Origin of the sequence: Methanococcoides methylutens, assembly GCF_000765475.1 — an archaeon.
GTDB lineage: Archaea > Halobacteriota > Methanosarcinia > Methanosarcinales > Methanosarcinaceae > Methanococcoides > Methanococcoides methylutens.
The window spans coordinates 43215-56343 of sequence record NZ_JRHO01000004.1; the positions used below are offsets into that span (position 1 = coordinate 43215).

Below are 13129 nucleotides of genomic sequence, written 5' to 3' on the forward strand. Positions count from 1 at the left end.
CCTAAATTTATCATCTATTGTAACTCCTGTACCTTCGATCCAAATAGGCACACGGAATCTTACTGTATACTTAATATTATTTAATATTAACTATTTGATTGGACTTGCCCATAAAGTCTCATACGTTGTGATTAATTACTTTACTTTATAGTCAAGTACCATACATTATGGTCAAATCGCATGCATGTAATCGATTTCCTACTATTACACGGACAGAAAATTGTCATTTGGTTGTAAAATATGCGATATTAAAATTTCATCAAAATTGCCGCAGTTCAAAAAATGGTGAACTAAATGTTTAAAAAAAAAGTGCAAAACAGGTTGTAAAAACCATACAAAAAAGAAGTTGCCCCTACAACATCAGTTTGTAAGGAGCATGCTGAAATTGCAAGTAACCATCTTAATGATGGTGTGAATGGTCGTGTTCATGGTGTGCTTCAAGTTTTTCAATCTCAATTCCATAACGTTTGAAAGCATCCGTTGAAAATGTATCTACTATCCTCACAAGTTCATCTTTTTCCATATTGGAGATCGCTGAAAGTATCTTTAACTTGAGGTTCTCATTCTTTCCCGTTTCTATTAATTCCAATTGCGGCTCTTCGAAGTAGGCAGTTACATTCATTTTTACTGTATCTGCATCAGAATCGAGGAACATCTTGATATGACCTATGAACTCAGGGCTATGCTCCATAACTTCTGTTTTTATGTTCGCCATTATTTCTTTAGCGATCACCTTTGCCCTATCGATACCCGTCCTGTCCTTGATCGTGTACTCTGCAGCGTAGGTTGCAACACCTGATGCGTCGATAGAGTTCTCAGTTTCTTGCTCATCCTTGATAAATTCCATCTCTTTTTTGCTAACAAGGGATATGCCATTTGCAGCAGCAAGGGATGATTTACCCATCTCTTTCGACTTCATTTCCTGAATTTTTATATCCGGAGATCCATTAAGCATCTCTTCAGGAAGAATCATGTCCATGAAACTATAGAATTTCTCATCACTATTATTTGCAGAAATGCGTATAACTTTTGCTTTTCTATTGAGCTGCTGTACAGACTCTTCTATAATAGGTATCTGGATGTTGTCCATAAGGTCGATCTTATTGATGGCAAGGATCTCTGCATCCTCTATCTGCCGGGTGGAGAAATGTTTCATCTCTTTTAGCAGGTGTTTGAACCTGCTTCCGTCTATAAGAGTCACAAGGGGTGCAATTTCCGCACCTTCACCAAGGTCCATCAGTTCTATCTCTCTTTTGATCACGTTCGGGAATGCAATTCCGGTAGGTTCTATTATAAGGACATCCGGGTTGTAAGAATTAAAAAGTGTGATCACAGTCGACCGCAGGCCCATCTTGAGTGAACAACAGATACATCCGTTCGTAATCTCTTTTGTATCGAAACCGAACTTATTGATGATATCACCATCGATCCCGATCTCCCCGATCTCGTTGACAATAATGGCAACTTTATGCCCCTTATCTACGAGATACTTACCAGTATTGATTATCGTGGTGGTCTTTCCGCTTCCGAGAAAACCGCCAACTACAAGTGTTAGCATTTTAGTAGCTCCTCTTTTGTTTTTATGAACGTTTCATCCGATCCAAAAATGATACGTCCTCTTCTCTTTATATGTTCGCTATTACTGGTTATTATACCTTTTGATATTGATTTCAATTGCCGGGTCTGCCACCCGAAATGCTTGTTTACAACTTCAATTGATGCTGAAAAGTCACCCACTATCCATGAAATAGTCGGATATCATATAAAAGACAAAAAAGAATGATCATTCCATTGCTTTCATGATCAGGATTGAACAGGAAAACGATTCAAAACCACAGTTACACCGAACAGAACTGCAGTTCCTAAAAATATCACCCCTATATCGAATGCTCCTGTAAATGTTCCTGCCATCAGTGGCAGCAAGGCCAGTCCGGCATAGATGCAGGTGTTGTAGATCCCCATTGCAGTTCCATGATCGATCTTCATGTTAGTAATAGCCAGTGGAAGTCCAACTAGCATGATCCCTGATCCAAGACCTATAACAGTAAATCCGGTCATCGGGAAATAGATGGTTGCAATGATCCCGGCTGTTGCTATAAGGATACCCTTTTTGATCAGTTCCTCATAGCTAAAATTGAAACGTGCTATTGTTAGCGATGAGATCATGGTTGAGAAGTATAATAATGAGATCGCAATCCCCAGTTCGGTCTTTGTCAGAAAACTACTGCTATATTCCGGATACAGGGACACGAGCACACCACTTGATCCTGCGAGCAGGAACGAGATGATCCATATACTGAGTGAACTTCTGCTCGTAATGAATGAGAGATAGGATCCCACTGACATTGATCCGATCTTCGCCACATTATCCATCTCATGTTTTCCGGCAGGACAGGCCATATAATAGAATGCGAAAAGGAGGATGAATGCAGTCAGTATAACAAACAGGTATATTCCATATTTAATACTGATATCTGCAAGGTAGCCGGTGACTGCAACACCTGCAGCAAGACCTCCATTGATCAGAAAGTTGAATTCTCCTATGTAGCGCATCTTTTTTGTGAAAAGTGCTAACCTTGAAAATGCAGCAGGGAAGAACGCACCACATGATGCTCCCTCAATAAAGCGTGCCAGAACGAGGACCATGAAATCATCTGTGACGGCCATAAAAATTCCTGATATGAATGAAAGTAGTAATCCAAGTACTACAAATTTCATGCTACAAAATCTGTCACTGAGAATTCCGAAAGGTAGCATGGTGAAAAGTGCACCCAGGAAGAACGATGAATATAATAGGCTTGATGAGGTGATAGCTGTTGTCTGCCCGGTGGCAGCAAGCTCAGGCAGTATGGGTATAACTGCATTGGAAAGTCCCATTATTACAAAAGCGGAAGAATAGAGTAAGAACCTTTCATGATCCATGATAATGTCTGTTATTCCTCTGGAAGTTAGATAAGCTTTTACATTCTGACAAGGCTCTTAAAAGAGCTATACTTCTTCTAAGATTGCGGTCTTGCAAGTTATACGCTTTTGATCTACATAAAAGAGAAATTAATAAATAATGAATAAATAGCTTCAGCTAAACCCGTATAGCAGTTCATTTTCTCATTAGAATGCTAATAAAATTCCTTTTAGCGTAAGATATCATATCTTTTGTTGAAGACATATGATTCAATTATGGAGACCATACCACTTTTGTGTTTAATTATGTAATCTCCGGCTTTTCCCTTCAGTGTTCCTTTAGGAGTTCTTACGCTAAAATCAGTGTCCATACGTAATGCATGACCTATTGGCGTCTGTATTTTCTGCCTATTTAGAGACAGTTTTCTATCCAGACTTTCCTTTAAGGTGTCCACTTTAAATTCTCCCATATATAAAGGATAGCAATTATAATATAAAGATAACTAAGATTTAGTTTATAGTTATATATATTTTTATTTAAATTTATTACTGATGAAAATTATATATTCGATCCTGATAATCTTTGAGCAAATAATAAATGAGTGAAAATATGAACATCACGCTTATCGGAATGTCAGGTGTGGGCAAGACCACAATTGGGAAGTTGCTTTCAAAGAAGCTGAATTATGGTTTTGTTGATGTCGACGATCTCATTAAGAAAAGGATCGGCATGAGCCTGCAATCATTCATTGACAATTCCGGAGATGCTGCCTTTCTTGAACTGGAGGAACAGGTTGTTCTTGACCTTGAGCCATCGGGAAACTACATAATTGCAACAGGTGGCAGTATGATCTATTCTGAAGTTGCCATGGAGCATCTAAAATCCATCTCAACTATTGTTTACCTGGATACTCCGTTTGGTCGGATAGCTCGCAGGATTGACCCTTCAAAAAGAGGAGTTGTGGGTTTAAAGGATAAAAGCTTGAAAGAGCTGTATCATGAGCGTAAGGCACTATATGAAAAATATATGGATGTTCACATTAAAATAGAAAAAGGTGAAAGAAAAAGTGCCATTGCAGATAGGATCATTGCTATCTGCTTCGATTAAAATGGCACATTATCCGCTTATTCATTCCTCAAATTGAACATTATTTATCGATTCAGTTATATAGTTAGTTAGTTGGCTGATTGTTTAGTTCGTAAGTGCCTGTATAGGTGCAGGTATTCTTCCACCGCGCCCGATAAATTCCTCGGAACTGAATTCAGACACAGCCATAACAGGTGCACGTCCCAGAAGTCCACCGTACTCCACGCTGTCACCAACCTTTTTACCAGGTGCAGGTATCAGGCGCACAGCAGTTGTCTTCTTGTTTATCATACCTATGGCCATCTCATCTGCAATGATCGCTGAGATCGTGGAGGCCGATGTATCACCGGGGATGGCTATCATATCCAGTCCCACAGAGCAAACACTTGTCATAGCTTCAAGCTTTTCAAGGCTTAACGCACCAATCTCAACTGCATGAATCATGCCTGCATCTTCACTTACAGGGATGAATGCACCGCTTAAACCCCCTACATATGAAGATGCCATTGACCCGCCTTTTTTCACGGCATCATTGAGAAGTGCAAGAGCTGCTGTGGTTCCGTGGGTCCCACAGTTCTGAAGCCCCATTGCTTCAAGAATAGCAGCTACACTGTCACCGATCTCGGGTGTTGGTGCAAGGGACAGGTCCACAACGCCAAACTCAACATTGAGGCGACGGGAAACTTCCCTTCCCACCATCTCCCCCATTCTGGTGATCTTAAAAGCTGTCTTCTTGATGGCTTCTGATATTTCGCCGAGGTCAGGGTCCTTGAGTTCCCTGATGGTGGAGTTCACGACCCCCGGACCGCTTACACCGACATTGATAACACAGTCAGGTTCACCGATGCCGTGGAAGGCGCCGGCCATGAACGGATTATCTTCCGGTGCATTGGCAAAGACGACGAGCTTTGCACATCCGATCCCATCATCATCCTTTGTTGCTTCAGCAGTCTTCTTGATGATCTTTCCCATCATTGCCACAGCGTCCATATTGATGCCTGCTTTTGTGGTAGCCACGTTGATGGATGAACATACCTTATTGGTGCTTGCAAGTGCCTGAGGAAGGGAATTGATAAGTTTTATGTCTCCGGGAGTTGCTCCTTTATGCACAAGGGCAGTGAAACCTCCAATAAAATCAATTCCAACATCTTCTGCCGCACGGTCAAGTGTCTTTGCAATAGACACATAATCATCCGTATCACAGCTTTCAGCAACGATAGCTATCGGAGTTACAGCTATGCGCTTATTGATGATGGGGATGCCATAGAGGTTCTGTATCTCCTCTGTGGTCCTGACAAGATCCTTAGCATAACCGGTGATCTTCTCATAGATCCTTTCATTGAGCACATCGATATCATTGTGACAGCAACCACGAAGGTTGATACCCATTGTCACGGTCCTGATATCGAGGTTCTCCGCTTTGATCATGTGGATGGTTTCCAGTATCTCTTCCGGATGGACAAGCATATTTGATCCTCCTTTTAGATCCTGTGCATGAAGCGGAATGCATCTTCGTGCTGGACACGTACTTCCACTCCAAGTTTTTCCCCTTCTTCAGACATTGCTTTCTGGAATGCTGTGAGATCGAAGTTCTCATCTTTCACACCTGCCAGCATTATCATGGTGAACAGGTCTTCCATAAGGGTCTGACTGATGTCAACGATATTCACATTGAAATCTGCCATCACCTTAGTGATATTAGCAACAATACCTATCTTGTCGATACCGATAACAGTGATTATGAAGCGGGTTGAGGTCATATCTCTATCCTTCTTTGAATGATTAGTTGAATGTGATGCTGAGCTATACTATGTGATGGATTATAGCTCTTTACCTTTTCGAAGGGAAATAGTCCGGGATAATGAAAATATCAATTTGATCCAGAGATCCAGGTAGAAAGTAGAAAAAGTAGAAAAAGTAGAAAAAGTAGAAAAAATATTGAGAAAAAGTGAATATTGCAGAAAATACCGCATATTCACAAAGGCATATTATTGTTCATTCATGTCGAAGGTCATGACCTGTCCGTTCTCATCAGTGATAGTCATAACTTCATCGATAATTGACATTTCTGATTTGACATTGCCGGATGCATCATAGCTGGTCCAGATGACCATCTCAGCTTCTTCTGACCAAAGGTATTCAATTTTAGCAATATCTTCTGTAACAGGTTCGATCTCGACAACTGCTTTACATAGTGTCACTCCATCAATTACCTCAGTCCCAACGATCTCCATATCCATACTCTCGCCGGTTTGTGGGTTTGATGCTTGCCATGTAGTTCCCACAGGACACCATTCATTTTCAGCATCTTCCGGTGTTGTGACAGTGATCTCCACATCATCATCAGTATAGGTCGTTGTCTCAGCATCGTCGCCAGAACATCCTGCAGCCATCATAGTGATAGCGATCAATAAAATTAACCATATTTTGTTCATAGTAATTCCCCATAATAAGTTCAGTTTGTTAGGACTTAAGCATATCGAAGGCTGATGCCATCTTATTTTAGAGAGTTTAAAATAAATCGATCTCGCAGGCGTTTTCTGGAAACGCCTACCTTTCAATTGTAGAATATGAAAAGACCCGCAATGTAGGCAACATATGTGATAAGGATCACACCGCCTTCCCACCTGTCGAGCCGTTTTCTTGTTATCCCAAAGATCACAAGCATCAACATGATAAGGATCATAACCGGGAAGTCATAGTTAATTGACTGAGGGAGAATAGGAAGTGTTCGGATCTGTGAAGAGAACCCCAGTATCATGGCAATATCCATTGTGTTGGCTCCAAGGATGTTGCCTATGGAGAGGTCCTGATGTCCCTTCAATGTTGCAGATATAGCAGTTATGAGTTCTGGTAATGATGTTCCAAGGGCTACAAGTGTGAGTCCGATGATCATTTCAGGGATTCCCAGCCAGTATGCGATCTCAGTTCCGGAATCTACGAGTAGTCGGCTGCCGATGACCACACAGGCTGAGCCAAGTATGAAATAGAATATATCAGACTTCATTTCTTTCAGGGATAACTTTTCCCTTTTATTTTCCGATCCATCGAATATTGCAGACTGGAGGCGGTAGTTGTAGTAAAGGAAACCTACGAAAATAGCAAGCAATATCAGACCATCAATTGATGTTAGAACTCCATCCAGTGTTAAAGCTATAAGTGTGAGTCCAGAAATGAGCATGATGGCACCTTTATGGAGGAATCCTCCATCTTCCAGGGGTATTGCCTTTATCGTTATGACCAATCCCAGTGCCAGACCGATATTACAGATAGCTGAGCCAACTGCATTTCCTATGGTGAGGTCGGTGTGACCAATATATGCAGCTATTGCAGAAACTGTGAACTCGGGAGCAGTTGTGGCAAAGCTTACAATTGTGGCCCCTATAATGATCTTTGGAAGCCCGCTTTTTGTTGAAATGGATACTGCGGATTCGATGAACCAATCCGCCCCCTTAGTAATCAGAATAAGGCCTAACAGGAAAAGCAATAAAGTCGAGATCACCATGGTCTCCCCTATAGCTTTCCATTACATTTAAATTGAATGTCTTAATCCTCGCTGGTAATAACAAGTACGGGTCCGACATCTGCTGCAATTATCCAGCGTGTGAGACTGCCAAGCGGATCTCTCCTCAGGGACTCGGATCCCATGACAGTAAGGTCCACAGCTTTCTCTTCTGCTATTCTTATAAGATCTCTACCGATATCCTCGCTGCTGAGAACGATCTTTTCAGCTGGGATCCCTGCTTTTTTAGCTTCGTTCATTGCATATTCCATGTTAGCTTCGATGTTCTCTTTGACAACTGCCAGCATCTTCTCAGAGAGCTCTTTTGGAAAGATGGATTCAAGTTCCCTTCTTTTTTCCAGATAGACGATTATGAGATTGCCGCCTTCTTTTTCTGCAACATGAAGTGCATGATCGACACCCCTTTTTGACATTTGTGTCTCGTCTATTGGAACAAGGATGTTCCTGTATGCTATATCCCCCATAATGACAACTCCATTAGTTTATTTGCTTTCCATCTATTTACCGGATTCCCTTTTATTCCAACCCGAGTACTGTAACAGCAGCAACGATCAACACTCCAAGCCCAATCATTCTCACAGCATGTTTTATGACACTTTGCTTTGCTATCTTCCCGGAATATATCCCCAGTATGGCAAGAACTGAGATGCTTAATACGACAGCTATCTCAAGAGCCATCTCGTCAAAGAAATAGAAGGGTGAGATCGGGACAAGGGATCCCATAAAGCTCGAACCACCATGAGCTATGGAATCGTTCCATATCTTCTTCTTTGTCCGGGCCTCCAGATCAGTTGATTCCAGACTCCTTAGCAATGGTTTCTCGAGTTCAGCCAGGTTTCCGTATTCTACGGCACTCTCTGCAAGATAGGATCCAATACCATTTGTCATGGCAAGAGCGACTGCACCTCCAAGGGCTGCATTTATGATAATTGACGGATCGTCAACAACATGTGACGTTCCGATTACCACACCAAGCACAGCTAGAAGACCGTCGATGCTGCCCAGAATGATGTATCTTCCCTGTTCTTTATTAAACTTCATATCCAATTCTCGGCCGGGTCTTTTGAACTTTCGCAGGTGATCAGAAGAGGACGGCCTGATAAAACATTAAACCGTAGACCTGATCATCATACCAGAACATCTACCCGCTTTTCAACCATATGCTTGCGGAAGGCAGATTCTGGAAGTCTAAATGCTTATTTGTTCATACTTTTGATTCATACATTCGTCAATAGCTTCGCTGGACTAAACTGCTGACGATTGTTGATGAGGACTGGTTTGATACCCAAGAATAGTTAGATAGCACCCATACCCGATATTCATATTGTGTCTGTAAGTACATAGACTTTACGAAAAAGTACGCTTTGTCTGAAAAATAGGGTATTTATCGAACAACAACATGGATTTTCGGACAAAAAAATACGAATCGTTGGATAAGTGGCAAATTATGACATGTTTTTATTTAACTTTTTATCGCCCTCAGACAAATAATTTTTAATATTAGATGACATAATATTTAATATTAGATAACATAATTTTTATATGAAAAACCAAAGAAGGATGTGAGATTATCAAAACAACAAATAAAATAATTCTTGCATCAGTGTTTGGCATCTTCATTTTGTTGATCGCATCCCTCTTATTCATGCCATTTATATTTTCTGGACCCGTGTCCCCCTTTTTTGTAGTCCACAACCACGATATTAATGACCATACTGTGGTCATTGACGTATTCGATTCACGCAACGTGTCCATAATAACAGAAACTTATAAGTTGGAACCTAAGAGTGATATCTCCCGAAAGAGACCTTTGGGATTACGGCTCCCATTATCAAAAGGCGAGTTTAAGATAAATGTCACTGTGGATAACGAAACTATGGAAACACATCACGTAGAATTGCCACATCCGCATACAATGGTCGATATACGACTATATTATGAAGACTATATGGGAAACGTGACTCCAATCTCTGTAGAAGTAGCGGCGGTTGTATAATCCTCTTTATTAATTTATTTGAAAAATATTTCGGATATTTAAATATAATTTTTGTCTAAATGCCCGATTTTTCGGACAAAGCGGAAAAAGTAACCATAGGAACTGATCCTTGAAACGGAAAAATAGAAACGCAATTTACTGTTTCCCAAAGAGAGAAAGATCAAACAGCATATGGTCAAGTATCGTAAATCTCTGGCCAAGGATGACCATGTTTCCAAAACGATTGGTATATAGATATCAACTTTAAGTCATTCTACAAGAGCTTCTATACTACGATTCCAAATCTTACCAAAATTAATTTTCTGATGGGACTTAGGAAGATCATCGAGAGCGAAGATAGAATGTTGAGGTTGATTGGGGTTGATTATAATATCTTATTCGTGTTATCAGCTCTGTTACCAACTTCGGTATATTAGTATCCTATTATGGGTTTAAAAACCATTATTAATCAATAATTCAAATTTAAAGAGTATACAAAAACAGGAGAAATAAAAATGTCAAATTCACAAACAATGTCAACAGAAGAGCTGTTTGCACTCCCAAAGAATAAATTTATTGACAGATGTAAAGAATGGTGCAATGAGTTCAATGATGGAAAACCTATGAAAACTGATGAAAATAATCCATGTCCAGTTCACATATGGGTTGCACTTAATGGGGAAAAATGTGCTCATGATACCGTTGCAAATATTGCACAGTGTCCTGTATGTGACCAGCCAATGTGTCCGGATTGCATGAATCATAGTGTCCACCAACTCTCAAGGGTAACTGGCTATATATCCAATGTTAGTGGATGGAATGCTGCAAAAAAACAGGAACTTAAAGACCGCGTTCGATCTGATATAAAATGATATGAACCATACGTAAATAGGAAAATAATGCGGGAACAGAAGCGAATTGTTTAACGTTTTTTTGGGGAGGTTGTCAAACCAGAGTCACAGCCAGTTGGCAAGGTCCCTTTAGCTCCTACTCCCATATTCTATATTATTTTTAGAGTAAATACGGCTATTGGTTCAAAATCTCGTAACTAAAAAAAGTTTTTTGAGGTTGGAGTCACCGGAAAAATGCACATGGATGTTAAATCGGACTTCAGGAAAAGTTGAAAAATAGCCTCTTCGAAGTCCTGTATAAAAAACTACTCCATATAATAGACGATGTTCTGGTTTAAAATTTCTGATGACTTCTATCAATACTTAAAAAAGGAGTCAAGCGGCTATATCATGAGCCATTTGCTTGAAAATTGGACTTTTAGACTTATGGAAGGCAGATTCTATAACATATTCCAATTCCTCTTCCATAAATGGCTTTTGAAGATAGCCCGCAGGATTTGCAATAGATGCTCTTGCTCTTGTCTCTTTGTCCGGATCACCGGTAAGAAATATAAATGGAACAAAGTGTGACTTCAATATTTCTGTTGCAGCTTCAATGCCATCCATTTTCCCCTTCAGGTAAATATCTATGATAATAAGATCTGGCTTTTTCTCTTCAACCATCCTTATAGCATCTTCCCCGGATGTAGCATGTCCTGCAAACTTGTATCCCATATCCAGAAGCTTAAGTTTGATCATCATGGCAACGATCATCTCGTCTTCAACTATGAGGATATTCTTTTCTTTCATAGCTCCCTCTCTTGAAATAGAATATCACTTTTTAAAATATGAAAAATGCCGGAGATGATCCGGCATTCTTTAGATGTACCCCCTACATCATATTCAATTTACTTTGCATGCCAAGCGCAGGATTTTCCTTCCTTAACCTTCTTTGACATGATCTCAACTTGCCTGACAGATTGCCAAAGGCCATGGACATTACAGCTTGCTAATGCTTTAAGCTTCATGATCACAGCTTTTGTACCACAGTCTCCACAAACGTTCACACCACGAATGTGACAGATCTCATATGCACGTATTCCAACAATTTCTTCTGTAGGTTCTACAGTAAATGTTGCTTCTGCTTTCTCATCGGAAGGTGAAAGCTCCACTCTTCCGATCTTCGTATCTCCCAGATACAGTTCAATCCACTCGATATAGTGGTCATCCTGCATCACATGTGGGACTTCTCCGAGTCTTACAGTAACCTCAAATGAACCTTCTGCTGTCATCACATCTTCAGCTTCGATGACAGGAACGTGCTTCATCTCGGTTTCTGTCATATTCTCCGGATCTTTCAGGTGGTTAATTACTTGTTCGGTCATAGGATCTCACCCCTTAATTCAATATATTATATGCTCTTTGAAAATATATAGTTGCCAGCAATTTGCTGACAACTATTCCTCATGTTCAGAACTTGTAATTCTTCACCGAGTGATACAGGATCACACCGAAGAATACAATTATTACAGCCAGGAGGCCGAAATATGAGACTGGATCCCATACGAACTGCATTCCACCTGTTCCTTCCCATCCTACAAGGACCGTTCCCTGAAGGATTACAGGCGTTACAACGCAGACACCTGCTAATATGAAGATGAACAGGATATCCAAGATCTGCCCCAACATGCCTCTTTCTTTTACTGCTTCAGCCATGTCTTTTCCTCCTCAGTCATAGTACTCAAAGTCGAACATGTGTTCCTTTATGGAATTATAGACCCTTATACATCCAATGGTCTCTATACCGATCAACAATAGATAGAATACTATGTAGATCGGCCAGATCCTACCGAGTTCAGGAACTTCACCCCAAAGAGTTGACAGGATATTGTAGACAATATATGTCTCTGAGAAGTAAAGCAGTCCCAATACCAGCATGATTACTCCTGCATCCTGCTTCAATTTGTTATGATATAATGCTTCATCTGCCATTTTATCTCCTCCCGTTCATCTCCTGTGTGCAGGTTCAGGCCATCCAAGGTCTTCTCCCCAGTCGTGTTTTGATTCAATGCTTCTGTATCTCCACGAGAAGTAGAAGTATGCAACCACATAGAACACCAGACCGAAGACAAGGTTGTAGCTGTAACCCCAGTTCAGTGTTGACATGATCACGATCGCAAGGAAGATCGTGAAGTATGCAAGATAAGGCTGCAGTGGTCCGACAAATGGACGTACCTTCTGTGTGTGTTCCGGGAACATCTTCCTGAAGCGTATCAGGGAGAATGGGATCATCACATAACATACCAATCCTGATGTGATCGAGAACGTAATGACCTGATCAAGGAAACCACTGAATGCAAATGCGATCGCAATTGGCATTGTAAAGATAACTGCCCTGTATGGAGTGCTGTACTTTGGGTGTACTGCTGAGAACCATGGTGTAAGGAAGTGGTCCCTTGAAAGGGCGAACCATGATCTTGATGAATCACAGACAGTACCGTTCGCACTTGCCAGACAGGTAAAGAGTGTACCTACTGCCAGGAATGCAACCAGGAACTTAACTCCGCTTTGTGTTGCTGCTTCGTAAAGTGGGTATGCAGAAACACCAAGCTCAGCTGTTGGGATAAATCCTGAACAGACATAGAGTGTCATACCTGCTGCAAGCAACAGTGTGATCATACCAGCCTGCTGACCAAGAGGAACTGCTCTTGTTGGGTGCTTACATTCCTCAGCACACATTGCAGCTCCTTCAATACCCAGGTAGAACCAGGGACCGAACTGGAGTGCTGCAAAAATACCAATAAAACCATTTG

At 40.9% G+C, this 13129-nt stretch carries 15 protein-coding genes and 1 pseudogene; 2 read left to right on the forward strand and 14 right to left on the reverse strand.

Going from position 1 to position 13129, the window contains the following annotated elements; translation table 11 throughout:
• Positions 1–400 precede the first annotated feature (400 nt).
• The 3 genes from LI82_RS01195 to LI82_RS01205 form a co-directional block, all read right to left on the reverse strand.
• Entirely contained in the window at positions 401–1558 is a 1158-nt protein-coding gene (locus LI82_RS01195) for a GTP-binding protein (RefSeq protein WP_048193152.1), read from the reverse strand.
• A 245-nt stretch (positions 1559–1803) separates the two neighbouring features.
• Positions 1804–2922 (reverse strand): MFS transporter, encoded by a 1119-nt coding sequence (locus LI82_RS01200; RefSeq protein WP_048193153.1) that lies wholly within the window; start codon positions 2920–2922, stop codon positions 1804–1806.
• A gap of 209 nt (positions 2923–3131) precedes the next feature.
• Complete coding sequence (locus tag LI82_RS01205; protein WP_135607238.1) at positions 3132–3371, reverse strand: hypothetical protein; 240 nt, start codon at positions 3369–3371, stop codon at positions 3132–3134.
• Positions 3372–3499: 128 nt separating this feature from the next.
• Here LI82_RS01205 and LI82_RS01210 point away from each other — a divergent pair, with 128 nt between their 5' ends.
• Positions 3500–4009 carry a shikimate kinase gene (locus LI82_RS01210; RefSeq protein ID WP_236622635.1) on the forward strand — a complete coding sequence of 170 codons (510 nt, stop codon included), beginning with the start codon at positions 3500–3502 and terminating at the stop codon, positions 4007–4009.
• Between the two features lie 84 nt (positions 4010–4093).
• On the opposite strand, the gene LI82_RS01215 is transcribed toward LI82_RS01210, so the two are convergent.
• The 6 genes from LI82_RS01215 to LI82_RS01240 all read right to left on the reverse strand — a co-directional run bounded on the left by LI82_RS01215 (position 4094) and on the right by LI82_RS01240 (position 8552).
• Entirely contained in the window at positions 4094–5455 is a 1362-nt protein-coding gene (locus LI82_RS01215) for a PFL family protein (RefSeq protein ID WP_048193156.1), read from the reverse strand.
• A gap of 14 nt (positions 5456–5469) precedes the next feature.
• On the reverse strand, positions 5470–5748 hold the full coding sequence (locus tag LI82_RS01220; RefSeq protein WP_048193157.1) for an ACT domain-containing protein: 279 nt from the start codon (positions 5746–5748) through the stop codon (positions 5470–5472).
• Between the two features lie 228 nt (positions 5749–5976).
• Positions 5977–6423, reverse strand: a complete 447-nt coding sequence (locus LI82_RS01225; RefSeq protein ID WP_048193158.1) for a hypothetical protein — start codon at positions 6421–6423, stop codon at positions 5977–5979.
• Positions 6424–6545: 122 nt separating this feature from the next.
• Entirely contained in the window at positions 6546–7493 is a 948-nt protein-coding gene (locus LI82_RS01230; protein WP_048193159.1) for a calcium/sodium antiporter, read from the reverse strand.
• A gap of 41 nt (positions 7494–7534) precedes the next feature.
• Positions 7535–7975: a universal stress protein gene (locus tag LI82_RS01235; protein ID WP_048193160.1), complete on the reverse strand. Its 441-nt coding sequence runs from the start codon at positions 7973–7975 to the stop codon at positions 7535–7537.
• Positions 7976–8027: 52 nt separating this feature from the next.
• A complete protein-coding gene (locus LI82_RS01240) occupies positions 8028–8552 on the reverse strand; it encodes a VIT1/CCC1 transporter family protein (protein ID WP_048193161.1) in 525 nt (174 codons plus the stop codon).
• A gap of 1449 nt (positions 8553–10001) precedes the next feature.
• Here LI82_RS01240 and nrdD point away from each other — a divergent pair.
• Positions 10002–10358 carry an anaerobic ribonucleoside-triphosphate reductase gene (gene nrdD / locus LI82_RS12325; protein ID WP_052402649.1) on the forward strand — a complete coding sequence of 119 codons (357 nt, stop codon included), beginning with the start codon at positions 10002–10004 and terminating at the stop codon, positions 10356–10358.
• A 354-nt stretch (positions 10359–10712) separates the two neighbouring features.
• On the opposite strand, the gene LI82_RS01255 is transcribed toward nrdD, so the two are convergent.
• The 5 genes and pseudogenes from LI82_RS01255 to LI82_RS01275 form a co-directional block, all read right to left on the reverse strand.
• Positions 10713–11126, reverse strand: coding sequence for a response regulator (locus LI82_RS01255; protein ID WP_048193163.1), 414 nt, complete (start codon positions 11124–11126; stop codon positions 10713–10715).
• 98 nt (positions 11127–11224) lie between these two features.
• Positions 11225–11701, reverse strand: coding sequence for a class II SORL domain-containing protein (locus LI82_RS01260; protein WP_048193164.1), 477 nt, complete (start codon positions 11699–11701; stop codon positions 11225–11227).
• A gap of 85 nt (positions 11702–11786) precedes the next feature.
• Entirely contained in the window at positions 11787–12032 is a 246-nt protein-coding gene (locus LI82_RS01265) for a hypothetical protein (protein WP_048193165.1), read from the reverse strand.
• Between the two features lie 12 nt (positions 12033–12044).
• Entirely contained in the window at positions 12045–12308 is a 264-nt protein-coding gene (locus LI82_RS01270) for a hypothetical protein (protein ID WP_048193166.1), read from the reverse strand.
• 15 nt (positions 12309–12323) lie between these two features.
• Positions 12324–13129 (reverse strand): annotated as a pseudogene (locus LI82_RS01275) (amino acid permease); the annotation flags it as partial.